The organism is Streptomyces sp. C (assembly GCF_000158895.1).
GTDB classification, from domain to species: domain Bacteria; phylum Actinomycetota; class Actinomycetes; order Streptomycetales; family Streptomycetaceae; genus Streptomyces; species Streptomyces racemochromogenes.
Map to the genome: position 1 here is coordinate 5,467,323 of NZ_GG657750.1, position 16,513 is coordinate 5,483,835.

Genomic DNA, 16,513 nt, shown 5'->3' on the forward strand with positions numbered 1-16,513 from the left:
GCCACGTCACACCACAGGTCCGCGCGATGGCGCACGCCTGGCCCATCCGCGTCCGAAACATGGGGGATTGTCATGTCTGTTCGCCGTCGACTCACCACGCTCGCGTCGGTCCCCGCCACCGTCGCCGCCTCCGCCACCGGCATCGCCCTCGCCGCCTCCGGCCTGGTCGCCTTCGCCGCCTCCCCGTCCTACGCCGCCGGGCCCGCCTACCAGATGCCCTTCAGCTGCAACCAGGCCTGGCTGGGCAAGACGTACAGCGGCCACAGCCCGTCGCTCCAGTCGATCGACTGGACGCACGGCAACACCACCGCCGACCAGCCCGTCCTCGCCAGCGCCGACGGCGTCGTCAGCACCGCCACCACCCTCACCAACCCCGACGGCTCGTACCGCAGTTACGGCAAGTACGTGGTCATCGACCACGGCAACGGCTCGACCAGCCTGTACGCCCACCTCAACGGCTACGACGTCAGCGCGGGAACCCGCGTCGTACGCGGCCAGAAGATCGGCGTCGTCGGCAACACCGGCAACTCCTCCGGCGCCCACCTGCACTACGAGCAGCGCTACAACGGCACCGTCAAGCAGTCCGTCTTCGACGGCGAGCCCTTCCAGATGGGCTCGACGCTGACCAGCCGCAACTGCGCCGACACCACGACCCCGCCGGCCCCGACCGGCCAGTGGCGGGCACAGGTCGCGGTCGAGTCCGGCGGCGGGCTCTACCACGCGGTCCGCAACGCCGACCGGACCTGGACCGGCTTCGGCGACGTCCAGGGCGTCACCGGCGCGGTCCCGGGCGGGGTGCGCACCACCGCCGAGGCGGGCATCAACGGCGACACGCACGTCCTGGCCGTGAGCAACGAGGGCAAGCTCTACCACTCCATCCGCTTCGCCGACCGCTCCTGGTCCGACTTCGGCGACGTGGCCGGCGAGGCCGGCCCGCTGGCCAACATCACGCAGGTGGCGGCGGTTTCGTCGGGCACCGAGGTGCAGGTCGTGGTGGTGGCGGACGGGAAGGTCTACCACACGGTCCGCCGGGCCAACGGGACGTGGGCGCCGTTCGGGGCGGTCGGCAACCCGGGCGGGGCGCCGGTGACGAAGGTGGCGCTGTCCCAGACGGGCACCGACACGCAGGTCGTGGCCGTCTCCGCCGGCACGCTCTTCCACACGGTCCGGCACGCCGACGGCACGTGGACCAACTGGGGTGACGCCTCAGCGGAGACCGGCGTGAGCGGCATCGACGACATCGCGGTGGCCGGCACCGGCGGCGACCTCCAGCTGGTGGTGACCACCCAGGGCGGCGCCAAGCGCTACCACGGCGCCCGCCTTGCCGGCGGCCAGTGGGTCCTCAACGACCTCTCCTCCGTCGTCCCGGCCGGCGTCACCGTCACGGACGTGGCGGCGGCGCAGGTGAACAACGAGCTCCAGGCGGCCTTCGTGACCACCGACGGGCGCGTCCTGCACACGATCCGCGCCGTCAACGGCACCTGGAGCCCGGCCGCCCCGGTCGACCTGACGGGCGTCCCCGGCACCCGCACCGGCGTCTCGATCACCGGCACCTACAACTGATCCGGTACCTGATCCGGACACACCGCGGGCCCGGGACGACGACCACCGTCCCGGGCCCGCTCCCGTGCACCTCAGGCGGCGGCCGCGACCTCCGCCGGAACCTCCAGCCGGGCCACCCGCAGCCACCCGGCGGCGGCCTTCGCGGCGGAGCCCAGGGCCAGCCCCCAGGCGGCGCCCATGACGCCCCACCCGGCGTACCCGCCCAGCAGCAGGGCCACCGACAGCAGCGAGAACACCACCTGGAGCGAGAGGGTGGCCTTCGGTTCGAGCACGCGCAGCGTGAGCAGGGCGCAGGTGCCCAGGCCCATGACCGCGTACTGCGCACCGGTGGCGGGCAGCAGCGCGGCGGCCGCCGGCCAGGTGTCGCCGAGCAGCTGCCGGCCCAGCCGGTCCGGCAGCACGTACAGCACCGCCGCCCAGCCCCCGCCCAGCACCGCCAGGACGGCCCCCGTCAGCAGCGTCAGCCTGACCACGCCCCGCTTGCCGGAGGCCCGGCCGACCACCGGCGGCCCGAAGGCGTTCGCCGAGTTGAACAGCACGTTCAGGGGGCCGAAGAGGGTGCCCGCGCCGCGCAGCGCACCGACGGCCAGCGGCGTCGCGAACGCCCCGAGCCCCAGCACCGCGAGCTGGCTGGAGCCGTTGCCCACGGCGAACTCGACGACGAAGCGCCGCCCCAGGTGCCCGCGGCGCAGATAGGGCCGCAGGTCGGCGCGCACCCCGCGGACGAACGGCCGCAGCAGCCACAGCCCCACCGCCAGCGCCGGCAGCGCGGACAGCCCCCACACCAGGACCAGCCGGCCCGCCGACACCCCCTGCGGCTGTACGGCCAGCGCCGCGACCACGCACACCAGCCGCAGCGCGTCCGCGGCCAGCGCCCGCTCGGGCACCCGCAGGGCGGAGAAGCAGTAGCGCAGCCCGTCCTGTACGAGGACCGGCGGCAGTACGAGGCCCAGCGCGAGCAGCGCCCACCCGGCGTCCCCGGGCACCGCGAGGCCCGCCGCGGCCAGTACGAGCCCGGCCGCGGCGGACGCGGCGGCCGTGAACAGTACGGAGGAGCGGCACACCCCGCCCAGCCCCGCGCCCTTCTCCAGCACCACGGTCTGGCCGACGTAGGCCATGTTGAGCCCGAGCAGCACGCTGAAGGCCACGTAGACCATCGAGAAGGCGGCGAAGTCCGACGCCGACGACAGCCGGGCGGCCAGCACCAGCACCAGGATGTTCGTGGCACTGGAGGCGGCCTGGTCCAGGACCGAGGAGACCGCGGCGAGACCGCGCCGGCTCACCTCTGGCCCGTGCGGACGGTGCGCAGCGCCACCGTGTCGCTCCCCTCGCCCGGGGCGGCCTCCCCGTCTCCGGCGGCCGTGGACCCGCGCTTCCCGGAGGGCAGCGGGGCGTGCAGCACCGCGCCCAGCACGGTCCCGCCCGCGCCGCTGATCAGCTCGCGGATCCGGGAGAGGTCGCTGCGGTGCACGGCGCGCGGGTCGCAGACCACGAGGACGCCGTCGACGCGGTCGACCAGGGCGAGCGCGTCGGCGTACGAGAGCACGGGCGGTGCGAGCACCACGACGGTGGAGTTGGGGGTGTCGGCCTCGGCGATCAGCCGGCCGGTGCGCCGGGAGGTCAGGGCCCTCGCCACGTTGCGCACCCGGTCGCCGGGGATCAGGTCGAAGTCGCCGGACTCGGCGGCGTCCACGACGACCCGGCGCCCGTCGGGCCACTCGGAGTCGCCGCCGGCGGAGTCGCCCGAGAGCGCGCTCCGGCGCGGCCGGTCGCCGGTGTCGGTGGGCAGCTGGCTGGCCAGGACCGGGGTGCGCAGGTCGGCCTCGATGAGCAGGACGTCCTTGCCGGTCTCGGCGAAGGAGGCGGCCAGGTTCACGGCCACGGCGGCGGCCGTCTCGCTGCTGCCGCGCGGGGCGACCACCAGCAGCCGGCGCCGGTCGGCGAACCGGGAGTCGTAGGCGAGGCGGAACGCCACCGAGCGGTACTCCTCGGCGAGCCGCGGATCGGCCTCCCCGGCCGCGAGGAGCGGGCCGCCGCCGGTCCGGTCCCGGGGCAGGTAGCCCAGTACGGGTGCGCGCAGGGACCGGGCCACGTCGCCCTCGGAGCGCGGTGCCGGGTCGAAGACCAGCCGGACCCAGGCGGCGAGCAGGCCGAGCGCCACGCCGACGGCCGCGCCGAGCGCGAGGGACATGGGGAGGCCGGGCCCGTCGGGGGCGGCGGGCGGGGCGGCGGCGCTGGTGACCCGGCCCGGGGTCATGTCCAGGGCCTGGAGCTTGGCGATGTTGCCGTTGAGGGTGTTGACCTTGTTCTGGAGGTCGGTCCGCGAGGAGAGGGAGGCGTCCCGGGCGTTGCCCGCCGGCATGCTGTTGATCTGCCGTGCCACCTCGTCGAGCTGCCTGGCGACCGGGTCGCGCTGGGCCTCGTACCCCTTGACCATGGTGGTGCGGGTGACGTCGAGGGCCTCCTGCCGCTTGAGCAGGTAGGCGGCCGCCATTCCGTTGGCGCGCTTGGCGGCCTCCTTGGGGGAGGCGGCGGTGTAGGTGAAGCGCAGCACCATCGTCTGCGGCGGGTTGGTCACCTGGAGGCCGCCGCGGAACGCCGGGACGTCCTCGGCGGCCACGCCGAGGGTCTTCGCGGCCTGCTCGGCTATGGAGCGGGAGAGCGCGACCTGCCGCTCCGAGCCGATGTTGATGGCCTTGTCGGGGGCCAGGCTCGGGTTGAACGGGTCGTCGGTGGGCGCGCGCAGCACCACGTCCGCGACGGACACGTAGGTGTCCGCCGTGGAGACGCCGAGGTAGACGCCGCCCAGCAGGCCGACGGCCAGGCCGGCGCCGAGGAGCCGGCGGTAGCGCAGGAGCTGCTTGAACTGGTCCCGGAGGAGGTCCGGTTCGTCCTCGGCGGGGGCCGTCGCCGGGCGGTTCGTCTCGGTCACGGCCGGTTCCCCCCGAGTGCTTCGCCGATCAGCGCGTCGATGCGGGCCAGGCCCGCTTCACGGCTCAGGTGGGCGGCCACGTGGACGGGTCCGGCCGCCCCGAGGGCGTCCGCGCCCTCCGGGTCCTCGGCCAGGGACCGGACGGCCTTCAGCAGCGCCTCGGGGTCCTCCGGCGGTACGAGCACCCCGGCGCCCGAACGCCGTACCTCCTGCGCGGTCCCGCCCTGCGCCGCGACGGAGGCGACGACGGGCCGGCCGGCCTGGAAGTAGGAGGTCAGCTTGGACGGCACGCTCATGTCCAGCACCGCGGCGTGCTGCGTGACGGCGAGGACGTCCGCCGCGGCGAGGACGTCCGGGAACCCCTTGTCGGCGGCGGGCGGGATGATGTCCAGGTTCGGCACGTCGGCCGCCATGTCCGCGAGGGCCGCGCGCTGGCTGCCGTCGCCCATGAGGACGAAGCGGACCTCCGGATCCAGCCGGGCGGCGCCGACGAGGACTTCGAGGCCCTGCTTGAGGCCCATGTTCCCGGAGTGCAGGACGACGGTCTGGTCCGGCGCCCATCCCAGGTGGTGACGGGTCTCCCCGCGCGGCTTGGTGGGCTTGGCCACGTGTGACCAGTTCGGGACGAGGCGGATCCTCCCGGGGTCCACGCCCATCGCCACGACCCGGTCCACGAAGGTCTCGTGGATGACGCCGACCAGCGTGGCCCGCTTGAGGGCGTACGCCTCCGCGCGCGCGGCGAACGCGGCCGCCCGGTCCCCGCCGCTGATGCCGCTCTGCGCGGCCGCGGCGCCCATCAGGTCCTGGACGACGGGTACGAACGGCACCTTCCAGCGGGCCGCCAGCCGTGCGGCCGTCACCCCGCCGGCGAGGCTCGGCATCTGCGCCATGACCAGGTCGGGCTTCGGCATCCGGGGCGGGGCCGCGGCACCGTGCAGCAGAATCGATCCTTCGAACAGGGCGCGCCGCACGGCGGTCTGACGCGGCGGCACGGTGTGGGCGCGCCGGTGCACGGTGACCCCCGCGCGCTTCTCGGTGCGCCGCAGCACCCCCTTGTACTCCGGTTCGACCGACCAGGCCGGGTAGTGCGGCATGCCCGCCAGAACGTGCGCGTCGTGGCCGGTACTCGCCCAGTGCTCCGCGATCTGGGTGGCGTACGGGCCGATGCCCGCATGCTCCGGGGCGTAGTTGGTGGAAACCAGCAACAGGCGCCGGTGACCGGATGTGGACACTGAACGTCCCCTTCTCCCCTGGATGATGCGCACGTCACCCTATTCGTTCACCCGACGGGGTGTGGAACGCGCGCGCTATTGTCGGCTGATCCGCCGCGCCGGGGGGTGCGGCCGCTGGGGGGTAACCGATGACGGAGCGCGACATGACCGACCCTGTGCCGTCCGAGCGCAGGCCGTACCGGGTGGGCTACGCGCCCGGTGCGTACGACCTGTTCCACATAGGCCACCTCAACATCCTGCGCCACGCCCGCAGCCGGTGCGACTACCTGGTGGCCGGCGTGGTCTCGGACGAGATGGCCGAACGGGCCAAGGGGCGGCGCCCGATGATCCCGCTCGTCGAACGGCTGGAGATCGTCCGCAGCGTCAAGTACGTCGACGCCGCCTTCGTGGAGACGGTCCCGGACAAGGTGGAGACCTGGAAGCAGGTCCGCTTCGACGTCATCTTCAAGGGCGACGACTGGCGGGGCACCCCCAAGGGGGACAAGCTGGAGCGGGACTTCGCCGCCCACGGGGTCGACGTCGTCTACTTCCCGTACACCGTGCACACCTCCAGCACCCAGCTGCGCCGCGCCCTGGACGCCCTGGCCGAGCCGGCGCACCCGCCGCTGCCGGAGCAGTTCACCGCCGAACGGCGCTGAGCTCGCGGAACCACTTCGTCAGGAACGCCAGCAGGAACAGGGCGGCGACCGCGCCCAGACCCGCGTACGCCCAGCGGAACAGCGCCCCGCCGCCCAGCAGCAGGAAGACGAGGCAGAACACCCCGTAGTCCACGGGGAGCAGGGCCACCGCGCGCAGGGTCGACGGGGCGGCGGCCGGGCTGCCGGGGGCGGCCTTCGGCTTGAGCTTCTCGGTCAGCAGGCCCCCGAAGAAGGTGACGACGGCGGCGAACTGGAAGCCCAGCGGCACCAGCAGCCAGCCGTCCGAGGCGGCCCCGCCCCCTCCGATCCCGTACGCCTCGGGGAAGCGGTGGAAGGCGATGAGCACGCAGGCGTGCAGCGCGGTCAGCTTGGCGGCGTCCACCACGTGGTCGAGCCACTCGCCCGCCGCGCTCCCGCCGCCGCGGAGCCGGGCCAGCTGGCCGTCGGCCGAGTCGAAGGCGAAGCCGACCGCGAGCGCCGCCCAGACGGCGGCCCCCAGCCCCCACGAGGGCGCGGCCAGCGCCACCGCCGCGACGGCGGAGAAGCTGAACGCGGCGCTGATCAGGGTGACCTGGTTGGGGGTCAGGCCCAGCGCGTAGGACCCGGCGGCCAGGTACCGGCCGACCGGCCGGTTGACGAACCGGGAGTAGAGCGACACCCCCTTGGCCGACTTCTGCGCCCCCCGCAGTTCCCGGAGCGCGGTCCCGAATCTCCCCATGCCTGCCCCTGCCCTGTCCATGTGGTCATGTGATCGTGTGTTCACAGGAAGGGCACATCATCGCAGGGGGAACGAAAGCCTCCGCTCCGGATCGGTCAACTCCCGCAAGCAGGCCGCCGTCTCAGCCCACCACCCGCAGCAGCAGTACCGACCGGGCCGGCACCGCCAGCGCCTCCCCGCCCCGGTGCCGCGTCCCCGGCGGAGCCTCCTGGGACTCCCGCGCCGTGTCCAGCACCAGTTCGTACGCCGCCGCCCACGGCGCGCCCGGCAGCACCCACTCCACCGGCCGGTCCCCGGCGTGCAGCAGTGCGAGGAAACTGTCGTCCGTCACCTGCCGGCCCCGCTCGTCCCGGCCCGGGATGTCCCGCCCCGACAGGTACAGGCCCAGAGCCGCGGCCGGCGCGTACCAGTCCCGCTCCGTCATCTCCGCACCCGCCGGGGTGAACCAGGCCAGGTCCCGCAGCCCGTCCGCGCCCTGCGCCCGGCCCGAGAAGAACGCCCGCCGGCGCAGCACCGGATGCGCCCGGCGCAGCGAGAGCAGCCGCCGGGTCAGCGCGAACAGGCCGCTCCACTCGGGGTCGGACAGCAGCGACCAGTCCACCCACCCCGTCTCGTTGTCCTGGCAGTACGCGTTGTTGTTGCCGCCCTGCGTACGCCCGAACTCGTCGCCCGCCACCAGCATCGGCACCCCCGTCGACAGCAGCAGCGTCGTCAGCAGGTTGCGCAGCTGCCGCCGCCGCAGCGCCCCGATCCGCGGGTCTCCGCTCTCGCCCTCGGCCCCGCAGTTCCAGGACCGGTTGTCGTTGGTGCCGTCCCGGTTGGCCTCCCCGTTCGCCTCGTTGTGCTTGCGCTCGTACGACACCAGGTCGCGCAGGGTGAACCCGTCGTGCGCGGTCACGAAGTTCACCGAGGCGTACGGCCGCCGCCCGCCCCACGCGTACAGGTCGCTGGAGCCCGACAGCCGGTACCCCAGGTCCCGTACGTCGGGCAGCGCGCCCCGCCAGAAATCCCGCACGGCGTCCCGGTACCGGTCGTTCCACTCCGTCCACAGCGGGGGGAACGCCCCCACCTGGTAGCCGCCCGAGCCCACGTCCCACGGCTCCGCGATCAGCTTGACCCGCCGCAGCACCGGGTCCTGGGCGATCACCGCGAGGAACGGCGACAGCATGTCCACGTCGTGCATCGAGCGGGCCAGGGCCGCCGCCAGGTCGAAGCGGAAGCCGTCCACCCCCATCTCGGTCACCCAGTACCGCAGCGAGTCCGTGATCAGCCGCAGCACGTGCGGGCGCCCGGCGTGCAGGGTGTTCCCGCAGCCCGTGTAGTCGGCGTAGCGGCGCTGGTCCGACTGGAGCCGGTAGTAGCCCCGGTTGTCGATCCCGCGCAGCGACAGGGTCGGCCCCAGCTCCCCGGCCTCCGCCGTGTGGTTGTAGACCACGTCGAGGATGACCTCGATGCCCGCCGCGTGCAGGGCCTTCACCATCCGCTTGAACTCGCCGACCTGCTGCCCCGTCGTCCCGCTGGCGGAGTACCCGGCGTGCGGGGCGAAGTACCCCACCGAGTTGTACCCCCAGTAGTTGCGCAGGCCCCGCCGCAGCAGGTGGTCCTCGTGCGCGAACTGGTGCACCGGCAGCAGCTCCACCGCCGTCACGCCCAGCGACTTCAGGTGCCCCACCGCCGCCGGATGGGCCAGCCCCGCGTACGTGCCGCGCAGCTCCTCCGGAACACCCGGATGGCGCATCGTGAACCCGCGCACGTGCAGCTCGTAGATCACCGTGTCGGCCCAGGGGGTCTTCGGCCGGACGTCGTCCGACCAGTCGTCGTCATCGTGGACGACCACCCCCTTCGGGACGTACGGGGCCGAGTCCCGGTCGTCGCGCACCGTGTCCGCGATGTACTGCTGCGGCCAGTCCCGGACGTGCCCGTACACCTCCGGCGGCAGCGAGAAGTCGCCGTCGACCGCCCGCGCGTACGGGTCCAGCAGCAGCTTCGCCGGGTTGTACCGGGCACCCGTCCAGGGGTCCCAGCGCCCGTGCACCCGGAAGCCGTACCGCTGTCCGGGCCGCACGCCCGGTACGAAGCCGTGCCAGATCTCGTGCGTCAGCTCGGTCAGGGTGCAGCGCGTCTCCGCCCCGAAGGCGTCGAACAGACACAGCTCCACCGCCTCCGCGCCCTGCGCCCAGAGCGCGAAGTTGGTGCCCTCCACCCCGGCCGGTCCCGCGTGGTAGCGGGCCCCCAGCGGGTGCGAGGAGCCCGGCCACACCGGTGGCGGCGGGTGCGCGGCGGCCCGTAACACCTTCGCCTGGACCCGTTCCCGTACGGAGTCCATCCCCTCGACGGCCCTGCCGGCATCACTGCCGGCGGTATCCACCGCCTCTTGCTCGGCTGCGCTCGACACTGCCCGCCTCCACGGCTCCTCGGTACCGGCGGGGGCAATGCGGCCCGGCGTCCCGGCCAGGGCCCGCCCCGTCTGGTCCTTCCCACTGTTCTGCCCGGACTGTTCTGCCCGGAACGTGCCCGGCCCTCACGTTTCCCCCGGAGGGCCCCGGTCGTTGGACGGAACGTGACTCTTCTGACGAGGCGGGCAGGGGCGGGATTGGCCGCCGTGGCGGCGTGGGCGGGCCTGCTGGGCGGTCTGACCGGCTGCACCGAGGACGGCGGATCCCCCGTCGAGATCCAGCTGCCCGGCAAACCCCGCTCCCCGGACGAAGCCATTCGGATCACCCCCGACGACAACGCCAAGGGCGTACCGGCCGAGGGCCCGCTGCGGGTGAACGTCCCCGAGGGCCGCCTCGAACGGGTACGGGTCACCAAGGTCGAGGACGCCCAGGAGGAGGAGGTCCCCGGCGAGATCGCCGCCGACGGCCTCAGCTGGAGCCCCGACCCCGACGCCGGACGGCTCGCGCTCGCCGCCAAGTACACCGTAGACGCGGTCGCCCTCGACGGGCACAACCGCCGCCAGGCCCGGCACACCACCTTCACCACCTACGTCCCCGAGGAGCGGTTCATCGGCTACTTCAAGCCCGAGAACCGCTCCACCGTCGGTACCGGCATGATCGTCTCCTTCAACTTCAACCGGTCGATCAAGCAGCGCGCCGACGTGGAGCGCGCCATCACCATCACCTCCGACCCGGCCGTGGAGGTCGTCGGCCACTGGTTCGGCTCCGAACGCCTCGACTTCCGGCCCAAGGCCTACTGGAAGGCCGGCACCGAGGTCACCGTGAAGATGAAGCTCCGCGACATCGAGGGCGCACCCGGCTCGTACGGCATCCAGGACAAGACCATCCGCTTCACCGTCGGCCGCTCCCAGGTCTCCACCGTCGACGCGGAGGCGCACACCATGGAGGTCCGCCGGGACGGGCAGCTGCTGTCCACCATCCCCATCAGCGCCGGGGCGCCGAAGAACACCACCTACAACGGCAAGATGGTGGTGATGGAGATGTTCGACGTGACCCGGATGAACGGCGCCACCGTCGGCTTCACCAGCGAGGACGGCAAGGGCGAGTACGACATCCCGGACGTCCCCCACGCCATGCGGCTCACCGCCTCCGGCACCTTCCTGCACGGCAACTACTGGGCCAGCCCCGACACCTTCGGCTCCACCAACACCAGTCACGGCTGCGTGGGCCTGCGCGACGACAAGGGCGGCGGCTCGGACACCCCGGCGGGCTGGTTCTTCGACCGGACGCTGGTCGGGGACGTGGTGGAGGTCGTGAACTCGCAGGACAAGACCGTCGCCCCCAACAACGGCCTGGGCGGTTGGAACATGTCCTGGGCCGACTGGGTGGCGGGCTCCGCCATCGGCTGACACACTCCGGCCCTCCCCGCACCCCGGGGAAGCGGTGCAATCGAGTGATTGTCAGACCGGAATGCCGTACTCGCCGAGTGTCTTCCGTCCGCCGCGCCGAAGCCCGCCCGCAGCCTGTCAGGGCCACCGGCGCGGGCAGGTGGCCGAGACAGCGGACGGAGTGTCATGTCAGCAAGGAAATGGACCCTCGGGCTGGCCGTGGGCGTCGTACTCGCCGGCGGGTCCCCCACGGCCCTCGCGGCGGGCCCCGGCACCGAGCCGCCGGCCACGGCTCGCACCCTGAGGGCCCCGCTGCCGGGCGGCCTCGGGCCGTGCATCCCGGGGGACAAGGTGGGCGAGGCCTGTCCGTCCTCCTGGCCGGATCCCAACAACCGCGACTTCACCGGCCGCGACCGGAACATCAACGTCTTCGTCGGCGGGGACATGCTGGTGCGCCGGGGCGCCGCCGAGGCCGAGGGCAAGGTCGTCGTCCTCGGCGACTTCGACATGAACAAGACCGCCGGCGTCTACAACGTGGGCATCGCCGGAGTCGGCTCCCGCGTTCCCCCGCCGAACGGGTCGGACTTCCTGACCACCGGCGGCGACGTCACCGTGGCCACCGGCCAGACCCTCCTCGCCGACGGCGGTGTCGTCCGCTACGCGGGCACCCTCACCGGCAACGTGACCGGCACCCGCACCCGCGATGCCAACGCCGCCGACCCCTACACCCGCCTGCGCGGCGCCCTCACCACCGCCAGCACCTGCTACGCCTTCCCCGGAGGAGCCCCGCGCACGGCGACCGGCCGGGCCGTGTACAGCGACCAGGAAACCGTGTTCACCGGTGACGGCCGCTCGCCGCTCCAGGTCTTCAACGTGGACTTCGACCTCTCCGCCCCCTCCGGCGGGCAGCAGACCCTGCGCTTCGCCGGGATCCCGGAGAACGCCACCGTCCTGGTCAACGTCACCGGGGAGAACCCCGCACTCCGCGTCAACAACGCCCTGCTCCCGGCCGGTCTGCGCGAGCGGCTGCTGTGGAACTTCCCCAACGCGGAGTCGGTCACCATCGCCGGCTCGGCGCAGCTCGGCGGCAGCGTCCTGATCGGCCCGCAGGCGTCGGTCGCCGACGTCTCCGTGATCGGCATGAACGGCCGCTTCTTCACCGCCGGCAGCATCACCCACACCAGCCCGACGCCGACCACCGGCCTGGGCGCGGAGTTCCACGCGTACCCCTTCAACGGCGACCTGCCCGACTGCGCGCCCGTCCCGCCGGCCCGTGGGTCGGTGTCCGTCCTCAAGCACGACGAGAACGGCCGGGCCCTGTCCGGGGCGAAGTTCGAGCTGTGGAAGGAGACCAACGGCGCCGACGGACTCCAGGCCACCGGCTCGGACCCCGACACCAAGGTCGCCGACTGCACCACGGGCGCGGACGGCATCTGCGCGCGCGAGGAGGAGCTCGGCACCTACTACTGGCGCGAGACCACCCCGCCCACCGGCTACGACCTCCCCGCGCAGCCCGTCCACACGCTGGTCCTGACGGCCGAGAACGCCGCCCAAGGGGTGCGGTGGACGGCCGTGAACACCAGGACCCCCGTACCGCCGGACGAGAGCGCCCGGGTCGTGCTGCGGAAGATCGACAAGGACTCCGGCGACCCGCTGCCGGGCGCCCGCTTCGAGCTGTGGCGCGAGAGCAACGGCACCGCCGGCCTCCAGACCGGGACGAACCCCGACACCCTCCTCGGCGACGGCGCCTGCGTGACCGATGAGCGGGGCACCTGCACGGTCGAGCTGCCCGTCGGCGAGCGCTACTACTGGCGGGAGGTCGGCCTGCCGGCGGGCTACGAACGGCCCCGCGACCCCGTCACCCCCTTCGACGTGGAACCCGGCGAGACGGAGGAGTACGTCATCGTCACCGTCCCGAACCGGAAGGCTGACGAGGACCCGGGCGGCGTCATCAAGGTGCTGAAGAAGGACGCCAAGACGAAGCGGCCGCTGCGCGGCGCGGAGTTCGAGCTCTGGCGGGAGACCGGCGGGGCCGTGGGCCTGCAGCGCACCGGGGACAACGCGGACGAGCGGGTCGGGGACGAGTGCACCACCGGCCGGGACGGCGTCTGCGCCTTCGACGAGCTCCCGGACGGTTCGTACTACGTGGTCGAGGTGGACGTACCCGACGGCTACGTGCTGCCGCGCGACCCGGTGACGGGCCCGCTGACCCTGGACGGGCGCACTCCCGGCCACCGGATCGCCGTCACCCTCCTCAACAAGCGCGCGCACGACGGCCAGACCTGCCACTGCAAGGACGAGCCGGACCACGGCAAGCCGGACCACGGCAAGCCGGACCACGGCAAGCCGGACCACGGCAAGCCGGACCACGGCCGTCCCGACCACGGGAAGCCCGACCACGGCCGTCCCGACCACGACGGTCCCGACCACGGGCGTCCCGACCACGACGGTCCCGGCTGGAACCCCGGTGGTTGGCCCCTGGGCGGTGACCGCAAGGCCTGACCCCCCGTCCGCCCCGGCACTTGGGACGGAACGGTGACACGACTGTGCCTATTCGTAATCTCCCCATGTGATTTCCTGTCGACAAGCGCGCGACTGTCCGTGCGCGGGGGACATGGGGAGAACACGAGTGAACCTGCAGCCGATACGCGGCCGCGTCCGCACCGGCCTGCCGGCCGTTCTGCTGGGGGCGGCCCTGCTGCTGACCAGCGCGTGCAGCGGCGGCGGCAACAGCGGGGGCAGCGGCGGGGACAACGGCAAGGCCGGTGGCGGTACGGCGAAGACCGGTACCGAGGCGTCCAAGGCCGTGGTCAACGTCAAGCCGGACGACGGGTCGAAGGAAGTCGCCACCAGCGGCGTCCTGAAGATCACCAGCAGCGGGGGCAAGCTGACCACCGTGACGGTGGCCGACACCAAGGGCAACGCGGTCGAGGGCAAGCTGGCCGCCGACGGCGCGACCTGGGAGCCCGCCCGCAACCTGGCCGCCGCCACCGAGTACAAGGTGCACGCGGTGGCCAAGGACGAGGCCGGCCGCGAGTCCGCCAAGGACACCACCTTCAGCACCCTGACCCCGCAGAACACCTTCGTGGGCCACTACACGCCCGAGGACGGCTCGACCGTCGGCGTGGGCATGCCCGTCTCCATCAACTTCACCCGCGGCATCACCAACACCGAGGCCGTCGAGAAGGCCATCACCGTCACGGCCGAGCCGTCCGTGCCGATCGAGGGCCACTGGTTCGGCAACGACCGCCTCGACTTCCGCCCCGAGAAGTACTGGGCGGCGGGCACCAAGGTCACCGTGAAGCTCGCGCTCGACGGCGTCGAGGGCCGCCCCGGCGTCTACGGCAAGCAGACCCGCACGGTCACCTTCACCGTCGGCCGCTCCCAGGTCACCACCGTCGACGCCACCTCCAAGAAGATGGAGGTCGTGCGCGACGGCCAGGTCCTCAAGACCATCCCGATCACCGCGGGCGCCCCGTCGACGACCACCTACAACGGTCAGATGGTCATCAGCGAGAAGTACAAGGTGACCCGGATGAACGGCGCCACCGTCGGCTTCGGCGGCGAGTACGACATCTCGGACGTCCCGCACGCGATGCGCCTGTCGACCTCGGGCACCTTCGTCCACGGCAACTACTGGGCCCCCTCCAGCACGTTCGGCTCGGAGAACGTCAGCCACGGCTGCGTCGGCCTGGAGGACGAGCGCGGCGCCGGCGACCCCAACACCCCCGCGGCGTGGTTCTTCAACGAGTCGCTGATCGGCGACGTGGTCGTCGTGAAGAACTCCAAGGACAAGCAGATCGCCCCGGACAACGGCCTCAACGGATGGAACATGGACTGGGCGGAGTGGATCAAGTAGCCGATCCGCGCAGGTGAGCCGGTGGCCCGGTGCTGTGACCCACAGCACCGGGCCACTCGGCGTTAACCGCCGCTAACCTTCCCTGTATGACCATCTCTCTCGAAGTCTCCGAAGGCGTCGGCACCATCCTGCTGGACCGCCCGCCCATGAACGCCCTGGACATCGCCACCCAGGACCGGCTGCGCGAGCTCGCCGTGGAGGCCACCGACCGCGCCGACGTGCGCACGGTCGTCCTCTACGGCGGGGAGAAGGTGTTCGCGGCCGGTGCGGACATCAAGGAGATGCAGAACATGGACCACGCGGCCATGGTCGCCCGGTCCCGCGCGCTCCAGGACGCCTTCACCGCCGTGGCCCGGATCCCCAAGCCCGTCGTCGCCGCCATCACCGGCTACGCCCTCGGCGGCGGCTGTGAGCTCGCCCTGTGCGCCGACTACCGGATCGCCGCCGACAACGCGAAGCTCGGCCAGCCCGAGATCCTGCTCGGCCTGATCCCGGGCGCGGGCGGCACCCAGCGGCTCTCCCGGCTGATCGGCCCGTCCAAGGCCAAGGACCTGATCTTCACCGGCCGCATGGTCAAGGCCGAAGAGGCCCTCGCCCTCGGCCTGGTGGACCGGGTCGTGCCCGCCGCCGAGGTGTACGAGCAGGCGCACGCCTGGGCCGCCAAGCTGGCCCAGGGCCCGGCGATCGCGCTGCGCGCCGCGAAGGAGTGCGTGGACGCCGGCCTGGAGGCGGACATCGACACCGGCCTGACCATCGAACGCAACTGGTTCGCGGGCCTGTTCGCCACCGAGGACCGCGAGCGCGGGATGCGCAGCTTCGTCGAAGAGGGCCCGGGCAAGGCCAAGTTCGTCTGAGGAGTGCTCGAAGGCGGCCGGACGGAACCCCTGCGGGTGGATTAGCCCAGCCTTAAGGCAGCCTTAAGGGCACCTGGTGATCCACTGACGGTGATCGTCGCACAGCGGAACGTCACCCCAGGTCAGGGTGGTTCATGCAGCCCTCGATTGCCTTTCGCATATGCCGGGACACCCCCTCGGAATCCATGGTTCCGGGGGGTGTATTCCTGTGGAACGGCCCGGACGGGCGCGCGGGCCGTCCATGATGGGTGCATGGCGGGCCTGGAGGGTGTGGAACAGCCGCGGCAGCGCAGCAGCGCTTCGGCCGTACGGCTCACGGCGGCGGTCGAGGACGAACAGGGGCTCAGAGCCCTGGAGTTGTACGGCAACCCGGCCGAGGCGGAAGTGACCCTGCCGTCCATGCCGGAGTCCGCGAGTACGGCCCGCCGGCTCACCCAGAGCGTGGTCGTCCGCTTCTGGGGGCTGTCGCCGCAGATCTCCGAGCACGCCGTCCTGCTGGTCTCGGAGCTCGTCGGCAACGCCGTGCGCCACACCGGCGCCCGCTCCTTCGGCTTACGGATGCTGCGGCGGCGCGGCTGGATCCGGGTGGAGGTGCGCGACCCCTCGCGCGGGCTGCCCTGCCTGATGCCGGTCCACGAGCTGGACACCACCGGCCGGGGGCTCTTCCTCGTCGACAAGCTCTCCGACCGCTGGGGCGCCGACCTGCTGCCGCGCGGCAAGATCACCTGGTTCGAGATGCGGGTCGCCGACCGCTGAGCGGCCCCGGAACGCCAGAAACCCCCTGTCGCCGAGGTGGGGCGCTACGGGGGTTTCATGGGTGCGCCGAGGATCGATGGGGTGTGTGATCCTCGGCGGGGTGACTTCGCTCGGGTCAAAGGGAAGCCGTGGTTCCGACTATGGCAGACGAGCGCCTGAACGCCAAAAGTCCCGACT

At 72.7% G+C, this 16,513-nt stretch carries 12 protein-coding genes; 7 read left to right on the top strand and 5 right to left on the bottom strand.

What is annotated here, in order from left to right:
- Window positions 1–72: 72 nt before the first annotated feature.
- A complete protein-coding gene (locus SSNG_RS44085) occupies window positions 73–1,563 on the top strand; it encodes a M23 family metallopeptidase (RefSeq protein ID WP_050779721.1) in 1,491 nt (496 codons plus the stop codon).
- A 71-nt stretch (window positions 1,564–1,634) separates the two neighbouring features.
- Here SSNG_RS44085 and SSNG_RS24860 read toward each other — a convergent pair whose 3' ends face one another.
- Genes SSNG_RS24860 through SSNG_RS24870 form a run of 3 tightly spaced genes read right to left on the bottom strand, consistent with a single transcriptional unit; the run spans window position 1,635 to window position 5,697 of the window.
- A complete protein-coding gene (locus SSNG_RS24860) occupies window positions 1,635–2,846 on the bottom strand; it encodes a hypothetical protein (RefSeq protein WP_007266669.1) in 1,212 nt (403 codons plus the stop codon).
- Window positions 2,843–4,495 carry a hypothetical protein gene (locus SSNG_RS24865; RefSeq protein WP_007266670.1) on the bottom strand — a complete coding sequence of 551 codons (1,653 nt, stop codon included), beginning with the start codon at window positions 4,493–4,495 and terminating at the stop codon, window positions 2,843–2,845. The genes SSNG_RS24860 and SSNG_RS24865 overlap by 4 nt, the downstream gene beginning before the upstream one ends.
- On the bottom strand, window positions 4,492–5,697 hold the full coding sequence (locus SSNG_RS24870; protein ID WP_042804079.1) for a glycosyltransferase: 1,206 nt from the start codon (window positions 5,695–5,697) through the stop codon (window positions 4,492–4,494). Before SSNG_RS24870 ends, SSNG_RS24865 begins: the two co-directional genes overlap by 4 nt.
- Window positions 5,698–5,870: 173 nt before the next feature.
- Between SSNG_RS24870 and SSNG_RS24875 the strand changes: the two genes are divergently transcribed.
- Complete coding sequence (locus tag SSNG_RS24875; protein ID WP_042801822.1) at window positions 5,871–6,365, top strand: adenylyltransferase/cytidyltransferase family protein; 495 nt, start codon at window positions 5,871–5,873, stop codon at window positions 6,363–6,365.
- Here the strand turns inward: SSNG_RS24875 and SSNG_RS24880 are convergent.
- Window positions 6,346–7,083, bottom strand: coding sequence for a CDP-alcohol phosphatidyltransferase family protein (locus tag SSNG_RS24880; protein ID WP_042801824.1), 738 nt, complete (start codon window positions 7,081–7,083; stop codon window positions 6,346–6,348). The two genes, SSNG_RS24875 and SSNG_RS24880, sit on opposite strands and share 20 nt — an antisense overlap.
- A 121-nt stretch (window positions 7,084–7,204) precedes the next feature.
- Window positions 7,205–9,409: a glycogen debranching protein GlgX gene (gene glgX, locus SSNG_RS24885; RefSeq protein WP_165365071.1), complete on the bottom strand. Its 2,205-nt coding sequence runs from the start codon at window positions 9,407–9,409 to the stop codon at window positions 7,205–7,207.
- Between the two features lie 267 nt (window positions 9,410–9,676).
- Here glgX and SSNG_RS24890 point away from each other — a divergent pair, with 267 nt between their 5' ends.
- The 5 genes from SSNG_RS24890 (at window position 9,677) to SSNG_RS24915 (ending at window position 16,336) form a co-directional block, all read left to right on the top strand.
- Entirely contained in the window at window positions 9,677–10,888 is a 1,212-nt protein-coding gene (locus tag SSNG_RS24890) for an Ig-like domain-containing protein (RefSeq protein WP_347232467.1), read from the top strand.
- 165 nt (window positions 10,889–11,053) lie between these two features.
- Window positions 11,054–13,369 (top strand): choice-of-anchor A family protein, encoded by a 2,316-nt coding sequence (locus tag SSNG_RS42315; RefSeq protein ID WP_007266676.1) that lies wholly within the window; start codon window positions 11,054–11,056, stop codon window positions 13,367–13,369.
- Window positions 13,370–13,502: 133 nt separating this feature from the next.
- The gene (locus SSNG_RS24905; protein ID WP_007266677.1) at window positions 13,503–14,726 is read left to right on the top strand and encodes an Ig-like domain-containing protein; all 1,224 of its coding nucleotides are present in this window, start codon (window positions 13,503–13,505) and stop codon (window positions 14,724–14,726) included.
- An 86-nt stretch (window positions 14,727–14,812) separates the two neighbouring features.
- A complete protein-coding gene (locus SSNG_RS24910; protein WP_007266678.1) occupies window positions 14,813–15,580 on the top strand; it encodes an enoyl-CoA hydratase-related protein in 768 nt (255 codons plus the stop codon).
- 198 nt (window positions 15,581–15,778) lie between these two features.
- On the top strand, window positions 15,779–16,336 hold the full coding sequence (locus tag SSNG_RS24915; protein WP_241695115.1) for an ATP-binding protein: 558 nt from the start codon (window positions 15,779–15,781) through the stop codon (window positions 16,334–16,336).
- Window positions 16,337–16,513: the final 177 nt, after the last annotated feature.